This window comes from Bradyrhizobium sp. LLZ17 (assembly GCF_041200145.1).
In the GTDB taxonomy this organism is placed as follows: Bacteria; Pseudomonadota; Alphaproteobacteria; order Rhizobiales; family Xanthobacteraceae; genus Bradyrhizobium.
This window is the reverse complement of record NZ_CP165734.1, coordinates 3,300,619-3,319,743: the sequence shown is the minus strand read 5'-3', so window position 1 is coordinate 3,319,743 and position 19,125 is coordinate 3,300,619. Positions and strand designations below refer to the sequence as shown.

The window sequence follows — 19,125 nt, the reverse complement described above, 5'->3', positions numbered from 1 at the left end:
GATGGGCCCGCCCCATTCGGCGGCCGATCTGCAGACTTAAATGACTATGTTGGGAGATGCTGCGGCGCAGTCCGATCGCCAAGCTTTGATCGTCAAGCCAAGGTCCAACTGATTAACGGCCGTTCGATTTCAAGGCCGCCGGTCCCGTGCACGCATGCTGAATCGCCATTTCTCCATCTATCTTGTCGCCCATATCCTGCCTGCGGCGGTGGGCTTCTTCGCGGTCACCGCCTACACGCGGCTGCTGACGCCGGCGGAGTATGGCGTCTACGTCGTCGGCACCAGCATTGCCGGAATTCTGGGCGCGATCTTCTTCGTCTGGATCAAGCTGTCGGTGTCGCGCTACCAGGCGATGTCGTCGGAGGTCGATTTTCGCGGCACAGCGATGGTCGCGTTCGCGCTGACGGTCGTTGCCATGTGCGCCGCGACCCCGCTGGTGTTCCTGTTCCGCAGCGACGTCAGTGTCGAGCTGGTGCTCGCCAGCATGTTCGTCGCGATCATGTCGAATGCGGTCGATGTCGGCCAGGAGTTCGAGCGCGCCAAGCTGCGCCCCTATCGCTTCGCGATGATCTCGATCGTACGCAGCGTGTCGAGCGTCGGCTTCGGCCTGCTTGGCATCTGGCTGGGCTGGGGCGGCATGGGCCTGCTCGCGGCGTTCGGCCTGGGCTCACTGACCGGCATCGTTCTCAATCTCGTCGGCGATCGCACCAAGATCGCGCGCTTTTCACGCAGCCAGTTCACGCAACTCGCGCGCTACGGCCTGCCGCTGACGCTGGCAGGCCTTTCTGTCGCGCTCTACTCGACCAGCGACCGGCTCATCGTCGCCTGGCTGCTCGGCAAGGATGCCGCCGGCATCTTTGGCGTGGCCGCCGACCTGCCGCGTCAGTTCATGGTCATGATCGCCGGCAGCGTTGCAGCGGCCACCGTGCCGCTGGTGTTCCGCTCGCTGTCGGAGAAAAACAACGACGCGACGCGGGAGCGGTTGACCGAGAGCCTCGAACTGCTGCTCGTCGTCGTCGCGCCGGTTGCGGTCTGGCTTGCGCTCGCGGCGGATCAGGTGGCAGGCACGCTCGTCGGCGTCGATTTTCGCGCCGGCGTGTCGGCGCTATTGCCGATTCTGGTGCTCGCTCGCTTCTTCGGCATCGCCAATCAGTTCTATGTGCAGATCAGCTTCCAGCTTGCCGAGCGGCCGTTCATGCTGGCGGCGCAGTCGTTTGTCACGCTGGTCGTGAGCGTGGCCTTGATGTTCGGGCTGGTGGCGGGCTACGGCCTCTACGGCGCGGCGCTGGCGACGCTTGCGACCGAGGCCATCGGCCTGGTCGTTGCGTTGACCCTGATGCACCGCGCCCATCCCGTGCCGTTCGAAATCAACCGGCTCGCCGGCGTCGCCATCTCGGCCGCAGCGATGGCCGGCGCGATCCTCGCTGCACGGTCGCAGGTCACTGGCACCGGTTTCCTCTCGCTCGTCGTGGTGAGCGTCGCGGGCGGCCTCGCTTACGCAGCTGCGGCGTGGCTGCTCAACGTCGCGAATGTGCGCACCCTGTCCCTGCGCTTCGTGCGAACCTTCAATCGCAAGGCGCTGGGCGTTTAGGGCGGGCCCGACAGGACGCGGTCTCGGTCGCCATCTACGGCCCAGCCGCGGTCTGACGCAATTCTCCGTGATCTCGGTCACATCCTGTCCTCGCCGCCGCGGACGGAGATTCCGCCGGACCGATTCGCAGCCAGCTCCGGACTAGCTTGGCCCCGTAGCGCCCTTCCGCCCGCGCGGGCGGTCGTATATGAGAGCCATGTCACGGTGCGGACCGAATATCGCCGGATACGGAACGGAAAGTGGCTGCGATTTCTTAATGCAAAGATCGCAATCTGACAGATGAGCGACGCAAGTGCAGACAGGCATTCGACGACCGGGGTATGGCATGAACGACCGATTGACGACGGCGCAGTCCACCGTGACGAAGCGGCGCTGGGGGCCAGTCGGCATTGCGGCGCTGGCCGCGCTGGCCGCGCTGGCCGGGTCGCCCGGCAGCGCTGCGGCCAAGCAGGCGCATCAGCCCCTCGAAGCGGTGGCGCAGCGCGAAGCCGGCGAGCCGATCATGGCAATCGTGTCGATCAAGAGCCAGCAGGTCACCTTCTACGACGCCGACGGCTGGATCCTGCGTGCGCCGGTCTCGACCGGAACCACCGGCCGCGAGACGCCCGCCGGCGTCTTCGCGGTGATCGAGAAGGACAAGGACCATCATTCGACCATGTATGACGATGCCTGGATGCCGAACATGCAGCGCATCACCTGGAACGGCATCGCGCTGCACGGCGGGCCGCTGCCCGGCTATGCGGCCTCGCACGGCTGCGTGCGGATGCCGTTCGGCTTCGCCGAGAATCTGTTTGACAAGACGAACATCGGGATGCGGGTGATCATTTCGCCGAACGACGCCGCTCCGGTCGATTTCTCGCATCCCGCGCTGTTCGTGCCGAGCAAGGATGCCATTGCGGCAGCCCCGGCGCGCGCCGACAAGCTCTCCGCCGAGGCCGAGGAGGCCACGAGAGCTGCCGACGAGGCCAAGAAGGCCGCCGCCGCGGCAGCGAAAGACGCTCAATCGCTCCCCGCGTCGCTGCGCAAGCTGGAGCAGCAGAAGGCCCGCGCCGACGCCGAAAACGCCTATGCCGACAAGTTGGTTGCGAATGCCAGGAACGACCAGGCCAAGGCAAAGGCCGACGAGTTGAAGCTCAAGGCCGCGGCTAAGGCAGCCGATGCCGCAACCCAGCTCGATGCCGCCAAGGCTGCCGCGCAGCCGAAGCGCGATGCGGTTGCCGCTACAAAGGAGGCCGCCAAGGCCGCCGCGACCAGGAAGGCCGACGCCGTCAAAGCAGCGACCGATGCAAAGCTCGCGCTCGAGCCGGTCTCGGTCTACATCAGCCGCGCAACCCAGAAGCTTTACGTACGGCGCAATACCCACAAGCCGGCGCCGGACGGTGGCGGCGAGGTGTTCGATACCAGCATCGAGGTCCCCGTCACGATCCGCAATCCCGACCAGCCGCTCGGCACGCATATCTTCACGGCGATGGCGAAAAATGATTCGGGCCTGCGCTGGAGCGTTGTCAGCATTGATGACGGCGACAACGCCAGGGACGCGCTCGATCGCATCACCATTCCGCAGGAGGTGCTCGATCGCATCGCACCGACGGCGTTGCCGCGCTCCTCGATCATCATCTCGGACGAGCCGCTGAGCGCCGAGACCAACTACCGCACCGAATTCGTCGCGGTGCTGAGCAACCATCCGCAGGGCGGCTTCATCACGCGCAAGCCGACCGCGCCTCCGATGGACGTCGCGAGCAGCGACGGCTGGGACAATGGCGGCAACGGCTTCGGCTTCTTCTTCCAGCCGCGCGAGCCCTACCCGCAGCCCGTCAATCCGCACCGCCGCGGCGGCCAGTACCAGTACTATCAACCGGCGCAGCCGATGCAGCGGAGCTTTTGGTAGGGAGCGGAGCGGAGCCTGGCTGGCCCCGCCATTACGGCCGCGCCGTGATCACCAGGGCTTGAATCTTGGCCTCGACCGGTCCGGATCCGTGACGCTTTCGGATTGCCTCGGCAACGGCATCGGTCGCAGCCTGAAGTTTGCTCGCATCCCTTGCCTCGATCTCGCCGCGCAGCGGCGTTCCTTGGCAGTAGGCGAACGCCACAAGGTCGGGCGTCGGCGCGCGGCTTAGCGCCGGCCGTATCTCGATCGAGACAGGGCCAAAACCTGCGCGTTCCAGGTCGGCTCTGATGATCGCCTGGTCGCAGTAGCCGTGCGGCGTCCGGGCCATGAAGCGGGGTGGATCGTCGGGAAACAGCTTGCCGAGAGCCATCGTGACATCGTGCGCGAACACGTTCTCCTCGATGCGGTCCCAGACATTGAACAGGAACGTGCCATTCGGTTCCAGGACGCGCTTTGCCTCCGCATAGGCTTTGACGCGATCCGGAAAGAACATGGCACCGAATTGGCAGCAGACCGTGTCGAACTCGGCATCATCGAACGGCAAGGCCGATGCGTCCGCCTGGCGCCAGGAAATGCGTTGGTCCTCGCCCTGGCGCTGCGCCGCGATCGCAAGCATCGGCTCGTTCAGGTCGGTCGCAACGTAGCGGAAGCCGTGAGGCAGCGCGGCGGCTATTGCGCGCGTCACCGCGCCGGTCCCTGCGGCAGTTTCGAGCACGGCCGAGGGTGAGAGCGCCGCCACGCGCCTTGCCATATCGTCGGCGTAGTCGGAGAAGATCAGCGGAACGAAATAGGTGTCGTAGATCCCCGGGACCGAGCCGGCAAAGACCTTATCGGCATTGGACATGGTCGCCTCGCGGAATGCCTGTACGTGAAGCATACCACAGAGTTAGCGGTGGTTGCGCTTTAGCGCGCCAGCCATAAGGCGACCCCGGCCGGTTGCTCCGAACAGGGACGCAAGGGTGAGTGGGGGAGGAGTCCAGGCTCAGCGCATCTCCGCGGCGTGGCCAAGTGCCCGGCCGATCAGGTGGTCGAGCGAGACCCGCCCCGATCCGTAAGCCATGATGCCGAGCGCCATCGCCGCCCAGGTGATATGCACAGGCCAGCCGTCGGGCACGGTGAGCTCGACGATCGCCGTCATGAACAACAGTCCGAGCGCAGCGAACCGCGTGCCGAGACCCAGCACCAGCAGGATCGGGAAGGTGATCTCGCCGCACCCTGACAGGAACGCCATCACCGTCGGCGCCGGATAGTGATAGGGGCCGCCCGGCAGATGCAGCATGAATTCGTCCGTGAACAGCGTCACCGCGGTGTCGTTGAGCCTCAGGAAGCCGCCCCATTTGAGAATGCCGGAGCGCCAGAACGGCACGGCAAGCGCGACGCGCAGCACCAGTTGGACGATCGACGGCGACGCGATGGTCTGCACCAGATGATCGGCCTTCTCGATGAGCAACCCGAGTGTCGGCATCCCGCCGGCCGCCAGGCGTTGGTCCGTGATCATCATGCGTCTCCAGGGGCAATCGAGGTGAATGCGCCGGCCTCGATCAAGCCGGCGATATTCGAAGCGATGTCGAAATCGGATGACGCCTGCAGTGCTAACGCGGCGGCCTCGCCGAGCGGCCGGCCCGACATCAGATTGGCCGCGAACACCGCGCCACCCGGCGGAAGGTGCCGGACCGTGACGTCGAATTCAGCGCGTGTGATCAGCGCGTCTTCCGGCATCGAGGCGTCGATGCGTTCGACCGGCGCTGTCTCGCGGTTGGCGGCGAAGATCGTCACCGCCGAGAATTGCGACCGCACAACCCACGCCGCCGGGTGACGGGTAAAAACGAGATCGCCCAGCCGATCCGGGGGAACCGCGGACAGCTGCGCCGGCGCGAGCGGCGCGGCGTCGCGCGCGTGATAGGCGTCGAGCCAGGCCCGTTCGATGCGGGCGACGTCGGCAAGCCAGGGCAGCGGCCGCGCATGTTCGTAGGCCTCAATGAAGGCCGGAAAGTCGCGGCCATAGTCGAACAGCAGCGGCGAGGTCGGCGGGTCTGGCGAACATGGGAGCGCGCCATAGCGCGGAAGAAATCGGGGCCGGTGATGCGCTGCACCGCCGGATAGATCGCCGCCAGTGCGTCGATCAGGCTGACTGTGACGTTGTTGCGGTAGATATCGTAGCGCTTGCCGGCGGCCTTGCCGTCCCGGCCGGTCACGATCGGGGGCGCAGGACGCGTCGGATCGAGCAGTGCCGGCACGAAGGCCGCGGCAAACGAGAGATCCTGCTCAGGCGGCATCGCGATCTCCCGTCGGTGCGGCTCGACCATAGCGATCGAGGATGACTTGCGCGGCGGCAGCCTCGGCCTGCAGGACCGGCCAATCCGGGATATTGCTGTCCCACTCGATCAGCGTCGGCACCGGACCGCAGCGCCGGATGACGATCTCGTACAGCTTCCACACGGCGTCCGCGACCGGGCCGTCATGGCTGTCGATCAGCAGCAGATCGCCGTCGTCGTCGGTTTGCTCGGCGTGACCGGCGAGATGAATTTCCCCGACGCGCGAGAGCGGGAAGTCCGCGAGATACTCGAGTGCCGAGAAACCATGATTGGTCGCGGACACGAAGACGTTGTTGACGTCGAGCAGCAGCCCGCAGCCGGTGCGTTCGGCAACGGCGCCGATGAAGGCGGTCTCGCTCATCGATGATTCGCGGAAGGCGACATAGGTGGAGGGGTTTTCCAGCAGCAGCGGCCGGCGGATCGCCTCCTGCACCTGGTCGATATGATCGCACACATTGCGCAACGTCGCCTCTGTGTATGGCAGCGGCAGAAGGTCGTTGAAGAAGCTGGTCTCGTGTGTCGACCAGGCGAGATGTTCGGACACCAGCGCCGGCTGGTAGCGCGCGACCAGGCTGCGGAATCGGGCCAGGTGCGCCTTGTCGAGCGGCTGCGGTCCGCCGATCGACATGCAGACGCCATGCAGCGACAGCGGGTGATCGCGGCGGATCGCCTCCAGCGCCCGATGCGGCGGCCCGCCCGCGCCCATGTAGTTCTCCGCGTGAACCTCGAAAAAGCCGCGTTGCCGGCCTGCGCTCAGGATCGCCTGCAGGTGCTCGGGCTTGAAGCTCGTTCCGGCAACGCCGCCGATCGGGACGGAATAGCGGAGGGGCATCACGAACGCGTCGGGCGCGATTGTCATGGTTTCTCTCCGCTGTCCCTTGTTCTCGTGATCGCGAAGCGGTGGCTTTACACCGGCTTGAGCGAGCCCTTCTTGCCGTTCGGCAGATCGATGCTGGCGCAGGTGCCGCCCTGGACGAACTTCCACGCATTGCCCTGGAAATCGGTGGTCGAGGTGCCCTGGCAGGTCGTGCCCGGTCCTGCAGCGCAATCGTTCTGGCCCTTCAACGCGACGCCGAAGCATTTTTCCTTCTTGGCGGCGACGGCCGCATCGGCCTCCGCCTTGGTCAGCGGAGCGGCGGCGGCGAGCGTTGCGAGCGCGGTCGACATGGCGCCGGCGAGAACGAGCGTGGTGACGGCAAGTTTGGCAGACATCGGATTCTCCTGTTGAGATGGCATTGCTTGGCAAGCGTGCAGCGCATTGTCCCATTCGCCTCGTCCACGACCCGCGTTACCTTAGAGCCGCTCACGAGTCCGTGAGACCGTTGGGTGAGTGCACAGGCCGTGCGCCAGGGCCGGATTTGCGGGCAAGTGGCCGGCCAAATCCAATGCCTTGGTGCTATCGAGACGTTAGCCGGAGAGCATTGGCCCTGGCCGGCCGGGCCTGCCAGACGTAACGAAAGGGGGTGGGGTCGCGTACAGCGATTCGGGAGCGATGCCCCGGCCCCAAGGCGGAAACAGCGATGAATGTCGACCCCGGACGGCAGCTTCACGCGATCACCAGGCTGACGGTCAGCATCCGCCTGGCCATCTCGGCGCTGGTCCTCACCGCGATTTTGCTGACGGCCGCGCTCTCCAGCCTGTTGTGGTGGCGGACGGCGGAGGCGACCAGCCGGCAGCTCGCCTCGACCATCAACGAGCAGATCGTGGCGGCGGTGCGCAAGGAGGTCTCGGCCATCGTCGACGAGGCGCGCGCCGCACACACGCGATCCGCACGCTGTTTCTCCAGAACGTGCTCGACACCCGCGAGGCCGACAAGCGCGAATTCGTCTTCCTGTCGCAATTGCAGTCGCAGGCCACGATCTCCTGGGTCGCGTTCGGCTGGCCCGACGGGTCCTTCTTCGCCGCGCACAAGCTCGGCGACCGCCGCCTCGAGATGATGGAGATATCGCTGACCGATCATCCCGGCCAGCGCCGCATCGACGAATATGACGTGGTGCCCGGGGACATCGAATTCGCCAATCGCCGCTTCGAGCCGACCGAATTTCGCGTCGCCGACCGCGCCTGGTTCAAGACCGGCCTGGCGGCCGACGGGCCGCAATGGTTCAGGGTGCTGGACCATCCGACCGGCGAGCGGCCGTCGATTGCCTTTGCCGGACCGATCGACGTCTACCAGGAGCGCCAGGGCGTCCTCGCGATCATGATCGAGTATACAAGGCTCGCGCGCTTCCTGTCGCAGCTCGAGGTCGGACGCACGGGCAGCGCTTTCATCTTCGACGGCGGCGGCGAGCTCGTCGCCGCGCCCGACATGAACGCCGACGAATTGCACGTCGCTCACCGTGAGAACAAGCTGCTGCCATTGGCGCAGTTGGCGCTGGCAAAGGCCGGCGATGCCGGCCGCAAGGACGCATGGCGGAGCCGGCTTGTCGCTGACGGCGCGGCCTATGAAGTCGCGCTCGCGCCACTGCCGTTTCCGGGCTGGTCGCTTGCGACGGTGATCCCGGAGGCCGAGTTCCTGGGGCCGGTCGAGACGACGCTGCGACGGCTGATCCTCGGCCTCGCCATCGGCGCCGTGCTCGCGGCCTTGGCCTCGGCGGCGCTGGCGCGTTCCGTCATCGCCGCGCCCTTGTCGCGCGTCGTCGGCGAGCTCCGCCATGTCGAAGCGTTCGCGCTGGAGCAGGTCCGCCGGCATCCGTCGCGGCTGAAGGAGATCGCGAGCCTGTCGGGCGCCATCGCCGAGATGGCGGCCGGCCTGTCCGCGTTCCGCAAATTCATCCCGGCCGATCTCGTCCGCGCGTTGCTGCGCCAGGGCGTCGAGGCCAGGCCCGGCGGCAGCATCCAGGAGCTCAGCGTGATGTTCGTCGACATCGCCGGCTTCACCGGGCTCTCCGAGCGGCTCGGCGATCGCGTGGTGCCGCTGTTGTCGCGCTATCTCGACCTCGCCTCCGAGGCCGTCGTCGCCAATGGCGGCACCATCGACAAGTTCATCGGCGACGCCGTGATGGCGTTCTGGGGCGCGCCGCAGCCGCAGGCCGATCACGCGCTGCGCTGCTGTCGCGCAGCGCTCGAGTGCCGAAGCGCGATCGCAGCGTCGGGCCTTTCCGACGACCTCGGCCAGCCGCTCGGGATCCGGATCGGGATCAATTCCGGCCGCATGCTGGTCGGCAATATCGGCTCGGAGCTGCGCCTGAACTACACCGTGATCGGCGACGCCGTGAACGTCGCAAGCCGCCTCGAGGGCGCCAACAAGTCTTTCGGCACGCAAATCCTGATTGGTGAGGCCACCGAACGCCTGGCACGCGGCGCCATTGTGACGCGCGAGATCGACAGCATCGCGGTGTACGGGCGCGAGGAGGGCTTTCCGGTCTACGAATTGATCGGGCTTGCCGGGGAGGACGGCGGCGAGACGCCCGATTGGATCGGCCGCTACGCGCAGGGCCTCGCCAATTATCGCGAACGCCGGTTTGCCGCAGCGCTCGCCGATTTCGAAGCCGTGTTGAGCGAACGCGGCCATGATCGCCCGGCAGAATTGATGCGCGACCGGTGCCGGCTGCTCGCGGCGACCGCCCCCGATGCGGCGTGGCGGCCGGTCGCGGCGCTGACCACGAAGTAGCCGGGAGGCGAGGACAGGCGATCGCGCGAATGCGCACCACCGTGGCGCGTCGTTCCGCCCCTTGCTTGCTTCATGGCCGCCAGATTCAGATTGCACGCACTAGCCATTCCCTCTAATTGTCTTGTACAGTCGACCAAATAAAATGGTCGCGCGCCGAATGGCGCTGTCGAGGATGGAAGCGCAGCATGTCGCAGGCGGATGGATTCGGGCTGGCAGGTGTCATCGGCATGCCGGTCGGGCATTCGCGCTCGCCGGTCATTCACAATTATTGGCTGAAGGCGCATGGCATTCGCGGCAGCTATGTGCCGCTCGCAGTGAAACCTGAGCGGCTCGAGGATGCGCTCGACGGGCTGATTGCGCTTGGCTTTCGCGGCTGCAACGTCACCATGCCGCACAAGCAGACGGTGATGACACTGCTCGACCGCGTCAACGAAACCGCAAAACGCATCGGCGCCGTCAACACCATCGTCGTCGAAGCGGACGGCACGCTTTCCGGCTTCAACAATGATGGCAACGGCTTTGTGCAGAGCCTGCGCGACGCCAGGGCCGACTGGCGCGGCGATGCGGGGCCGATCCTGCTGTTGGGAGCCGGCGGCGCGTCGCGTGCCGTGGTCGTGGCGCTGCTGGAGAACGGCGCGCGCGAGATCCGTATCGCCAACCGTACGCCTGAGAAGGCGCAGGCGCTCGCCAAGGACTTCGGCGCGGCCGTCAGCACGGTGGCTTGGAACAATCGCGGCGCCACACTCGCGGACGTCGCGCTGCTCGTCAACTGCACCGATCGCGGCATGGTCGGCAAGGACGCGCTGGAGATCGACCTGTCGCGCTTGCGGCCTGCGACACTCGTGGCTGATCTCATCTACACCCCACTCGAGACGCCGTTCCTGGCCGAGGCCCGTGCGCGCGGTTGCGTGACGGTGAACGGGCTCGGCCTGCTGCTCAACCAGGCGCGGCTCGCCTTCAAGGCCTGGTTCGGCGTTATGCCGGACGTGACGCCCGAGCTGATCACGACGATCGAGGCAACGTTCTGACGCCTGCATCGGGGAGTTGTCCGCCATGACCTTGCCGGCGTGCCCCAAGATCGACTGTCATATCCATGTCGTCGATCCCGTCCGCTTTCCGTATGGTGCCGATACGCCCTACCGGCCGACCGGCCAGGAGATCGCGCCCGCCGCGCAGCTCATTCGCGTGTTCGACGCGTTCGATGTCCGCCACGCGCTCGTGGTGGCCACCAACACCGGCTATGGCAGCGACAGCCGCATCCTGCTCGACACCTTGAGGCAGGGTGGCGGCCGTTTCAGGGGCGTCGCCGTCGTCGAGAACGACGTCGAGCTTGAAGAGCTCGAGCGGCTGAAAGTCGCCGGCGTGATCGGCGTCGCCTTCAACGTGCCGTTCCATGGCGCCGAATATTATCTCAAGGCAGCGCCGCTGCTGGAGAAGCTGACGCGCCTCGGACTGTTCCTGCAAATCCAGGTCGAGATCGATCAGCTCATCCCGCTGTTGCCGCTCATCGAAAAATCACCGGTGCGTCTGGTGTTCGACCATTGCGGACGCCCCTCGATTGCGCAGGGATTGCAAGGCAAGGCCTTCCAGACGCTGCTCGCCATCGGCCGTGAGCGCGACGCGCACGTCAAGCTCTCCGGCCATTACAAATTCTCGCAGCAGCCGCATCCTTACGAGGACGCCCGGCCGTTCATCGCCGCGCTCGTCGAAGCCTTCACGCTCGACCGATGCGTCTGGGGATCGGACTACCCGTTCCTGCGCGCGCCCGAACGGCTCGATTACGGGCCGCTGCTCGCGGTCCTGACGGAGCTGTTTCCGGATCCCGGCGACCAGCATCGGCTGCTGTGGCGAACGCCGGCAAGGCTGCTCGGCTTCGACGGCGGTACGGACCGGACAAGATAACGAACGAAGCAAAATGGGAGGGACGTCATGAGGCATCTTGCAGGGCCGTTCGGCATCGCCATCGCGGCATCACTGTGGGCGGGCGCGGCCGGCGCGCAGACCACCGTCTACATCCCCGATGTCGTCGAGCTGTCCGGGCCCGGCGCCGTCTCCGGCACCAACTGGCGCGACGGCGTCGCGCTCGCGGTCGACGAGATCAACAATGCCGGCGGCATTCTGGGCCGAAAGATCCAGACTGAGCATCTCGACACCCAGAGCAATCCCGGCATCTCGCGCGCGCAGGTGCAGAAGGTTTTGGACAGGGATCCCTATGTCGTACTCGGGCCGATCTATTCCGGCTCGGTCAAGGTCAACATGGCGCTGACGCAAGCGGCCGAAATTCCGCAGATCGTCGGCGCCGAGGCCGCCGACATCACCACGCAAGGCAACCCGTGGGTGTTTCGCACCGCCTTTGGCCAGCAATTCTCGATGCCGAAGATCGCGAACTACTTGCACGACCGGCTCAAGGTGAAGTCGGTCGCGGTGGTCTGGGTCAACAATGATTTCGGCAAGGGCGGCCGCGATAATTTCGTGAAGGAGATGAAGGCGCGCAACATTGATATCGCGGCCGATATCTCCACCGAGCAGGGCCAGGTCGATTTCGGCGCCGACGTGATCAAGCTGAAGAGCGCCAAGGCCGACGCGATCTTTGTCTACACCAACGAGGAGGAGAGCGCTCGCTTCCTGATCGAGGCGAAGCGGCAAAATCTCGCGACGCCGCTGTTCGGCGAGACCACGCTGCTCAGCCAAAAGGTGGTCGAGCTCGCCGGCCCCGCCGCCAACGGCGTGCGCGGCCATGTCGGCCTCAGCGCCGACGCGCCCGTGCCCGCGATCGAGGAGTTCACGAAGAAATTCAGCGAGCGCTACAAGTACCGGCCCGACCACAACGGCATCAAAGGCTACACCGCCGTTTATCTCGTCAAATACGTCACTGAGAAGATCGGCAAGTTCGACAGCAAGACCTTTGGCGCAATGATGAAGGGCCTGACCCTGACGCCGGACAAAACACCCGGTATTCTGATGGAGGCCAGCTGGGACCAGAACGGCGATATCGACCGCGCGAGCTTTCTCGCCGAGATCGTCGACGGCAAGCAGAAGATCGTCGAGACCCTTCCGAAGCTGAAGAGCGGCAAGGGGGAGTGAGGCGCGCGGCATCTGTGAAGAAGGATGCTTTTTGTGGTAAGCCCCAATCCATGAAAACCACGCTGCTGAAACCTGAAGACTACACCCGCTCGCCCTGGAAGAACGGCGGCGGCATTTTCACCGATATTGCGGATGCCCATCGCGCCGATGCAAGGCTGAAGGATTGGGACAGCCTTCTCTGGCGCTTCGCCGCGACGCCGATCGTGGCGCCCGGGCCGTTCTCCCACATGTCCGGCATCGACCGCTTGCAGATGGTCGTCGGCGGGCGCGGGCTGGTGCTCAAGGCGCGCGGCCAGGAATTCGATGAACGCGAGCCGTTCACCCCGGTGCGCTTCAGCGGCGAGCTTGAGATCATGACCGAGCTCGAAGCCGGTCCGGTCGAGGTCGTGAACCTGATGGCGCGGCGTGGCGCGGCGGAGATCGAGCTTCTGGCGCTCAGAGAGCCCGGCGATCGGCAATTGTCCGCCGGTACGCATCTCCTTTACGCCGCTTGCGGCGATTGCAGCATTCGCCTCGACGCGGACAATTTCGCACTTGCTGACGGCAGCACGCTGAAGGTCGAGCTGACCGAGGCCTCGAAACTCGCGCTCGTTTCAGGGCTGGCGGTGTTGGGCTCGATACAGCTGGTCGGTTAGCGGTAGTCTTGTCCATCGGCCCGATGCGCACAATCCGGGCAACTGGCCAGGTTGACGCCGTCGCGCCGGAACCCGATATGTGCGGGGTTGCAGATCGCCGCCGAGGACAGCATATGAACGCGCCGCCAAACAACGACTCTGTCCGTGCCGGCAGCGACGCCGTCATCGACTGGCTGACCAACGGCACGCGCGATCAGCGCTTCATCGACAACATCTTTGCCGAGATGTGCATCCGGCTCCAACAGGCCGGCGTTCCCCTCAAGCGCTCGACGCTTCACGTCCTGATCCAGCACCCGCAATGGCTCGGTGCCCGTATCCTGTGGTCCGACGGCATGCGCGAGGCGGAGATCGCGCGGGTCGATTTCGACGTGCGGGAGCGATCCGAATATATCGGCAGCTCCGCCAACGAAATCCACGAGGGAGCCGTCGAGGTGCGTGAGCGCCTCGAACAGGATCCGTCGCTCGGCCGCAAGCACGCACTCTATGACGAGATGCGGGCGAAGGGCCTGACCGACTACGTGGCCTGGCCGCTCTATCATACGCTCGGCAAGCGGCACATCGTCACCTTCGCGACCGACAATCCCGGCGGTTTCGACGACGCGCATATTGCGGGCCTCAAGAAGCTGCTGCCGGTGCTGGCGCTGGTCAGCGAGATCCGCGTCAAGAACCGTCTGGCGCGAACGCTGCTCGAGACCTATGTCGGCTCCCATGCCGGCGAGCTGATCCTGGCCGGCGCCACCAGGCGCGGCACCGGCACCACGGTCCGCGCCGCGATCATGATCTGCGACCTGCGCGAGTTCACCAGGATCTCGGACAATTGGCCGCGCGACGATGTCATCGATCTCCTCAACGATTATTTCGACGCGATGTCGGAGCCGATTGCGCGCCACGGCGGCGAGATCCTGAAATTCATCGGCGACGGCCTGCTCGCTATCTTCCCGCTCGACGAGCCCAACGCGTGCGCGAACCTGCTGCATGCCGTGACCGAGGCCCGTCAGGCCATGGCCGCCCTGAACCAGCGCAACAGCGCGAGTAGCCGCGCACCGCTGAACTACGGCATCGGCGTCCATGTCGGCGACGTCATGTACGGCAATATCGGGTCGAGCACCCGGCTCGACTTCACCGTCATCGGTCCCGCCGTCAACATGGCCTCGCGTCTGGAGGCCCTCACCAAGCAGCTGGGAAAGACGGTGCTGCTGTCTCGCGCCTTTGCGGAGCAGGTAGCGCCGCAGTTCGAGCTCGAGCGGGTGGGGGAGCACGCCGTGCGCGGCTTCAGCGAGCCGATCGAGTTGTTTGCGTTTCACGGCTGAAGCGGTGATCGCGGGGTCAGGCGCGCAACCGGTCTCGCGGCTTGTCGCCGCGGCTATTTGCGGTTCGTTCCCGAGGTGCCGGGGCCCGGACCACCCATCTGGCCGCCCTGGCTTTGCCGTGTATCGTTATCCTCGGGCCGGGACGTGCTCGATTTGGCGGGCGCGTTCGATCCGCCGCCGTTGTTGTCCGAAGAGGTATTGAGACTGGAAGCTCCCGCTCCCGTCGTGCCGCCGGTGCCAGGGGAGTCGATGCTCGAGCCGATCCTGGACGCACCCGCACCTTGCGCGAAGGCGGGAGATTGAGCCAGGAGAGCCGCCGCGAGCCCGGCCATCATCATAAGCGCTTTCATCTTGATATCCTTTGCCTGATTGCGGTTCGGTCGGGTGCAGCCGACGAAGGGGACCGCAGAGAAAAAGATTCCGGCGCGTGAGCGTTCCTGAGCCGGCGTGAAGAATCGTGGCAGCCGAAAGCAGGCAGGACGAGTATGCGTCGCGCGACCGAGGAACCTTCGTCGATGCGGCCGGTTGCGAGCAGAGTTCCGGAGGACGCCACATGAGCGAAAAACCGACGCCCGAACAACTCGAACAGCTGAAGCGGCTGAGCAGGGAGGCGCGCGTGCCCGACGAGTCCGAAATCGTCACGTCGAAGCAGGAGGCGGAGCAGCGCATCCGCGACCTGAAGGCCAAGAGGTGGATGGAATAGCGAAGGCCAACCCCGCCTCGATGTCCTTTGCGCTGTCGCCGCCGTAACGGTGCATGCTGTTGCCAACGCAGGATTGTGTGACTACGGTTTACGCCAAGTCCGCCCGAACGTTCCTGCGACTGGCCGCTCGTTCATGCCCAAATTCCTGCGCATTGGAATCCATCAATCGAACGTTTCCGGATATACCTCGAAGGCGTGGTGCATCAGGCGGGTCGGCTCGGTGGTGTTCCTGAAATGGGGCGCCGTCGAGGTCCATGGCGCCGGAGCCGGGCGCAAGGTGTGCTGGACCCGTCTGCCGCAGGAGAAGACAGTCCGTTGCCGCACGGCGCAGCGCGCCCAGGACTATGCCAAGGCCGCGATCGCGCGGCGGCGCAATCATCGCTATGAACCGCTGGCCGGACCGATCGCAAGCCGGCGCCGGTCCGCCGAACGCAGCGCTGAGCTCAAGCAGGCCCTAGCCACCATCCTGATCGTCGATATCGTCCGCTCCACCGAACAGGCCGCAAAGCTCGGCGATGCGCGCTGGACCAAGATCATGGGCCACTATTACGCGGCGGTCCGCAAAGAACTGAAGAGCTCGCGCGGCAAGGAAGTCGTGACCACGGGCGACGGCGTGCTGGCGACGTTCAAGGCGCCCGCCGCCGGCATCAGCTGCGCGACCGCGATTCAGAAAGCCGTGCGCACGCTGGGCCTCGAGATCAGGGTGGGCTTGCATGCCGGCGAGTATACGGTGAGCGGCGGCGAAATGGTTGGTCTCGCCTTCCACATCGGCACCCGTGTTGCCGCGAAAGCGCGCGCCGGCGAAGTCCTGGTCTCGAGCGCGGTCAAGGACCTGGTGATGTCGCAGTCGGCGATCCGTCTGAGGGATCACGGCATGCATCGCCTCAAGGGCGTGCCGGAGCGCTGGCGCCTGTACCGGGTCGAGCATTGATGCGGACAACCGGGCGGCGCCGGGCAAGCCCTGCAGGATCATCTATGCCGGCTTCGGCACCACCAGCACCGGAATGCTTCCGTCGACCAGGACCTCGGATGTCTGGCTGCCCAGAAACAGCTTCCTGAGGCCGCGACGCCCGTGAGAGGCCATCACGATCAAGTCGCAGCCCAGGGACTTTGCGGTTTCAATGATCGCGGTCGCTGGGTGCGCATTCGGAACATGCAAAAGTTCGGCAGGCTTGCCGACCTGCTCCGACATGCCGCGCGCTTCCTCGAGCACCTGGCCCGCGCGGGCCTTGCAGGCCGCGTCATAGCTGTCGACTTCTTCCTGCGTCGGAATCCATCCCGAGGTGTGTCCGCCGCCATAGTCGACCGGCAGCGCTTCGGTCACCGTGATGATCGTCAGCTTGGCGTTCAAGGCCTTTGCCAGGGCAATGCCATGCTCGACGCCTTTTCTCGCAACGTCCGATCCGTCCGTGCTCAAGAGAATGTTGGCATACATTCGCAGGCTCCCTTGTTCATTGAACAAAGTGATGCCTGGCCAATATGAGCCGATACAAGCGGAGGGTCCATGCGGTTTTGCCGGCCTCTCACGACAGTGATGGCGCACTTGCTAGCTATCGCGCGAGCGGCCCGCACTGGGGTCGGGGCCATCGCACATGGCTGTTGGCCGGCCTAACCGGCATCGGCGCCCGCTGAAACTGCGACCGCGCACTCCGCCCTCATCCTGAGGAGCCCGCCAAGACGGGCGTCTCGAAGGATCGGCCGCAGGGAGCACGGTGTTGAATGCGATCGCCCTGCACCGCGCGACAATTGATCCGTTTTGTTTGCGCATGATGATTTCGGAAAGCCGCTACGCGGCTCGCCGAAACATGCTCTAGCCTCCCCAGTTCTTGTAGGGGGAATCCACCAGAGGATCCGGTTGGTCGTTGAAGTAGACACGTGGACGAGGCTCGGCGTAGGCGCCATAGGGCCCGGCGTAGGCATCATAGGGAGCGGGGCTCATGACCACGCCGGGATGATCCTGACGCGTCACGGCGTGTCTGCGGTGTTGGTGGTCGACCGTCGCGGCATTGGCCGAGGCACTGAGGGCAATGAGAAAGCCCAAGCTCAAAAGGGAACGCATCGCATTATCTCCAGGGAAGCCGGCACGTCTGTTCACTTAAGGCGCGGCCACGCTCGTCACAATCGGCACGTGTTTTCACGATCCGTCACATCGGCGGCATCAATGGCAGCCGCTCACGCGCGTCTGTCTCGCGCCACGGGACAATTGATGTCCGCGTTACAGATAACCTTCTGTAGTTGATAGAGCAAAAAACTTGAATAAAAGTCGACGTCAGCTTGACGGAGTTGGCGGGGGCAAGCGAGGCTATCAACGCAACATCACCGCACCCCCGTGCCTTTGCAGCGCTGGCACTTCACCACCTTGTCGCCCTTCTTGAGCAAGCCTTTGCCTTCGCAATTCTTGCACTTCTGCTTCTTTTTGATGTTCGGGCCTTTTTCACTGGTCATGGAGGTCTCCTGCGGAGAGAGGGCGGCTGATTGATACATCCCGGGGCATCAGAACGGGTTCGTGGATTCACGTCAACGAGCTTCGCTCGCAATGACGCGGAGGGCCAGGGATCACTGTAGATCGGAAGCGTGTGTCTTTACCTGTTTTGCAAGTCGCACGAGCTTTTTAACCTCGAGAATGCCGATGAACCCGGATGCCTTATTCCGTTGAGGCAAGCCTTGACATTTTTCGGACACCGAATCCTGTCCCGTGGAGGTCGATTGTGATCAGTGTCTTCCGAAGCGTCATTCTGTCGTCCCAGAACCAATCGGCAATAAGATCGGCCTTTGGCGGTAATTTGCCTTCCAACGTCCATAGCCTGTCTTCCCAATTTCTATTGCGAAGTCTGCTCGATACGTCAGACAGCATGCCGGCAGATAAGTCTGCGATGGCGCACAAATCCTCGAAGTCGCGCGCACCAATCTCTTGATCCGTTGTATTGAGACGGAATACTCTTCCACGCTGCTTTTGCTGTGCGCAGAGCGTGCAGCGCAATTCCGAACGACGTATCTTCGTGATTTTCATTCGCGCTTTGCCAGGGGCCCGCAAAGCCGTCAACATAAACAACGTGAGGGTAGACGCTCGCCGTTTCGGGCCGCCGGCATGTGCGAGATAGACGCTGCTCCATTTGCTGAGCTCCACAGCGCCGCTCGCGCTGAGCCACGACTCCATTTTGTGAAGTATGGACGCTGCCATCAAGTCATCGCGCTGGCGCTGATCCGGTGACACCTTGCTTAACCTGTCGAACTGATCATGGACCATTTGCGATGTGCCCCACGCGGTTGGACCCGTGGTTGAGACCCAGATCCCGCGGCCGCCCCGGCCGACCTGAGGAGACATCTCCTCCCGCTGAACGCGCTTCCAGTCGTAAGGAAGGCCGTCGTGACAAACGTAGTGTTCCCTCGTAAGAAGATTCGCGTGCGCCTTGATGTCCTTGACCAGGCGCGGAAGCGAAATGACATCGCTGCCTCTATCGACCAACCGACGGATGGCCAGAATCTGGGTTGCGAAATAGCCGTTGATCAGTGCTTCGGCCAACAACGTATTCTCGAGCGACGTCGGCGTGCCCGCGGTCGTAAAGCCCGTCAAACAGCGAAATGCCACGTCAGTCCAAACCATCGACTGAATTGTGCTCCAAATCGCATGGTGCTCATCCGTCTCGAGCCAAGACAGCCAAACGACTCGCTTCGCCCGATATTGCTCAAGCCGACGCTTGTCTTGTACGTCGCATTGCTCAAGCGAGTAGGTGTAATCGCTGCTCATGATGAGAGACTAGCACGGAAACGCAGCTGGCGACTTTAGGGAGAACGCGCGAGTCACCTACCTCGGTCACCCAAGCTGCTACCCCGACCGCTTGCAGGGCGGTGTATCGCATTGAGCGAGATGCCCCGCGCCGTCGCGAGATGTGACCCCTGCAGGCCTAGAACGACCTGCGTAGAACAAGCGCGCTTCAACCTGGGCGAAAGCTGTGGCCGATGGGCTAGCCTGACTTGCTTAGGGCAGG

The 19,125-nt window shown here is 64.6% G+C and carries 19 protein-coding genes and 2 pseudogenes; 10 read left to right on the top strand and 11 right to left on the bottom strand.

Annotation, left to right across the window (positions count from 1 at the left end):
* Positions 1 to 154: 154 nt before the first annotated feature.
* Both AB8Z38_RS16340 and AB8Z38_RS16335 read left to right on the top strand, forming a co-directional pair.
* On the top strand, positions 155 to 1,591 hold the full coding sequence (locus tag AB8Z38_RS16340) for a lipopolysaccharide biosynthesis protein (protein ID WP_369726108.1): 1,437 nt from the start codon (positions 155 to 157) through the stop codon (positions 1,589 to 1,591).
* 325 nt (positions 1,592 to 1,916) lie between these two features.
* Positions 1,917 to 3,479 carry a L,D-transpeptidase gene (locus AB8Z38_RS16335; RefSeq protein ID WP_369726107.1) on the top strand — a complete coding sequence of 521 codons (1,563 nt, stop codon included), beginning with the start codon at positions 1,917 to 1,919 and terminating at the stop codon, positions 3,477 to 3,479.
* Positions 3,480 to 3,510: 31 nt separating this feature from the next.
* On the opposite strand, the gene AB8Z38_RS16330 is transcribed toward AB8Z38_RS16335, so the two are convergent.
* The 6 genes and pseudogenes from AB8Z38_RS16330 to AB8Z38_RS16305 form a co-directional block, all read right to left on the bottom strand.
* Positions 3,511 to 4,323 carry a class I SAM-dependent methyltransferase gene (locus AB8Z38_RS16330; protein ID WP_369726106.1) on the bottom strand — a complete coding sequence of 271 codons (813 nt, stop codon included), beginning with the start codon at positions 4,321 to 4,323 and terminating at the stop codon, positions 3,511 to 3,513.
* Between the two features lie 138 nt (positions 4,324 to 4,461).
* Positions 4,462 to 4,977, bottom strand: coding sequence for a DoxX family protein (locus AB8Z38_RS16325; RefSeq protein WP_369726105.1), 516 nt, complete (start codon positions 4,975 to 4,977; stop codon positions 4,462 to 4,464).
* Positions 4,977 to 5,755 (bottom strand): annotated as a pseudogene (locus tag AB8Z38_RS16320) (putative DNA-binding domain-containing protein). The gene AB8Z38_RS16325 and the pseudogene AB8Z38_RS16320 overlap by 1 nt, the downstream one beginning before the upstream one ends.
* The gene (locus AB8Z38_RS16315; RefSeq protein ID WP_369726104.1) at positions 5,745 to 6,653 is read right to left on the bottom strand and encodes a DUF692 family multinuclear iron-containing protein; all 909 of its coding nucleotides are present in this window, start codon (positions 6,651 to 6,653) and stop codon (positions 5,745 to 5,747) included. The pseudogene AB8Z38_RS16320 and the gene AB8Z38_RS16315 overlap by 11 nt, the downstream one beginning before the upstream one ends.
* A gap of 47 nt (positions 6,654 to 6,700) precedes the next feature.
* Positions 6,701 to 7,006, bottom strand: coding sequence for a DUF2282 domain-containing protein (locus AB8Z38_RS16310; protein ID WP_369726103.1), 306 nt, complete (start codon positions 7,004 to 7,006; stop codon positions 6,701 to 6,703).
* 334 nt (positions 7,007 to 7,340) lie between these two features.
* Positions 7,341 to 7,514, bottom strand: a complete 174-nt coding sequence (locus AB8Z38_RS16305) for a hypothetical protein (protein WP_369726819.1) — start codon at positions 7,512 to 7,514, stop codon at positions 7,341 to 7,343.
* Between AB8Z38_RS16305 and AB8Z38_RS16300 the strand changes: the two are divergent.
* The 6 genes and pseudogenes from AB8Z38_RS16300 (at position 7,435) to AB8Z38_RS16275 (ending at position 14,433) form a co-directional block, all read left to right on the top strand.
* Positions 7,435 to 9,404, top strand: a pseudogene (locus tag AB8Z38_RS16300) (adenylate/guanylate cyclase domain-containing protein). The gene AB8Z38_RS16305 and the pseudogene AB8Z38_RS16300 sit on opposite strands and share 80 nt — an antisense overlap.
* A gap of 185 nt (positions 9,405 to 9,589) precedes the next feature.
* Positions 9,590 to 10,432: a shikimate dehydrogenase gene (locus AB8Z38_RS16295; RefSeq protein WP_369726102.1), complete on the top strand. Its 843-nt coding sequence runs from the start codon at positions 9,590 to 9,592 to the stop codon at positions 10,430 to 10,432.
* Positions 10,433 to 10,457: 25 nt separating this feature from the next.
* Entirely contained in the window at positions 10,458 to 11,306 is an 849-nt protein-coding gene (locus AB8Z38_RS16290; RefSeq protein ID WP_369726101.1) for an amidohydrolase, read from the top strand.
* A 27-nt stretch (positions 11,307 to 11,333) separates the two neighbouring features.
* Positions 11,334 to 12,488, top strand: a complete 1,155-nt coding sequence (locus tag AB8Z38_RS16285) for an ABC transporter substrate-binding protein (protein WP_369726100.1) — start codon at positions 11,334 to 11,336, stop codon at positions 12,486 to 12,488.
* A 50-nt stretch (positions 12,489 to 12,538) separates the two neighbouring features.
* A complete protein-coding gene (locus AB8Z38_RS16280) occupies positions 12,539 to 13,123 on the top strand; it encodes a HutD family protein (protein ID WP_369726099.1) in 585 nt (194 codons plus the stop codon).
* 113 nt (positions 13,124 to 13,236) lie between these two features.
* Complete coding sequence (locus tag AB8Z38_RS16275; protein ID WP_369726098.1) at positions 13,237 to 14,433, top strand: adenylate/guanylate cyclase domain-containing protein; 1,197 nt, start codon at positions 13,237 to 13,239, stop codon at positions 14,431 to 14,433.
* 53 nt (positions 14,434 to 14,486) lie between these two features.
* On the opposite strand, the gene AB8Z38_RS16270 is transcribed toward AB8Z38_RS16275, so the two are convergent.
* Positions 14,487 to 14,783, bottom strand: a complete 297-nt coding sequence (locus tag AB8Z38_RS16270; RefSeq protein WP_369726097.1) for a hypothetical protein — start codon at positions 14,781 to 14,783, stop codon at positions 14,487 to 14,489.
* Between the two features lie 107 nt (positions 14,784 to 14,890).
* Here AB8Z38_RS16270 and AB8Z38_RS16265 point away from each other — a divergent pair, with 107 nt between their 5' ends.
* Positions 14,891 to 15,136: a hypothetical protein gene (locus AB8Z38_RS16265; protein ID WP_369726096.1), complete on the top strand. Its 246-nt coding sequence runs from the start codon at positions 14,891 to 14,893 to the stop codon at positions 15,134 to 15,136.
* Positions 15,137 to 15,269: 133 nt separating this feature from the next.
* On the top strand, positions 15,270 to 16,067 hold the full coding sequence (locus AB8Z38_RS16260) for an adenylate/guanylate cyclase domain-containing protein (RefSeq protein ID WP_369726095.1): 798 nt from the start codon (positions 15,270 to 15,272) through the stop codon (positions 16,065 to 16,067).
* Between the two features lie 42 nt (positions 16,068 to 16,109).
* Here the strand turns inward: AB8Z38_RS16260 and AB8Z38_RS16255 are convergent, their stop codons facing one another.
* The 4 genes from AB8Z38_RS16255 to AB8Z38_RS16240 all read right to left on the bottom strand — a co-directional run bounded on the left by AB8Z38_RS16255 (position 16,110) and on the right by AB8Z38_RS16240 (position 18,884).
* The gene (locus AB8Z38_RS16255; RefSeq protein WP_369726094.1) at positions 16,110 to 16,571 is read right to left on the bottom strand and encodes a universal stress protein; all 462 of its coding nucleotides are present in this window, start codon (positions 16,569 to 16,571) and stop codon (positions 16,110 to 16,112) included.
* Between the two features lie 375 nt (positions 16,572 to 16,946).
* The gene (locus tag AB8Z38_RS16250; RefSeq protein WP_369726093.1) at positions 16,947 to 17,195 is read right to left on the bottom strand and encodes a hypothetical protein; all 249 of its coding nucleotides are present in this window, start codon (positions 17,193 to 17,195) and stop codon (positions 16,947 to 16,949) included.
* A 257-nt stretch (positions 17,196 to 17,452) separates the two neighbouring features.
* Positions 17,453 to 17,581, bottom strand: a complete 129-nt coding sequence (locus tag AB8Z38_RS16245; RefSeq protein ID WP_007600646.1) for a hypothetical protein — start codon at positions 17,579 to 17,581, stop codon at positions 17,453 to 17,455.
* Positions 17,582 to 17,780: 199 nt separating this feature from the next.
* On the bottom strand, positions 17,781 to 18,884 hold the full coding sequence (locus AB8Z38_RS16240; RefSeq protein ID WP_369726091.1) for a hypothetical protein: 1,104 nt from the start codon (positions 18,882 to 18,884) through the stop codon (positions 17,781 to 17,783).
* Positions 18,885 to 19,125 lie beyond the last annotated feature (241 nt).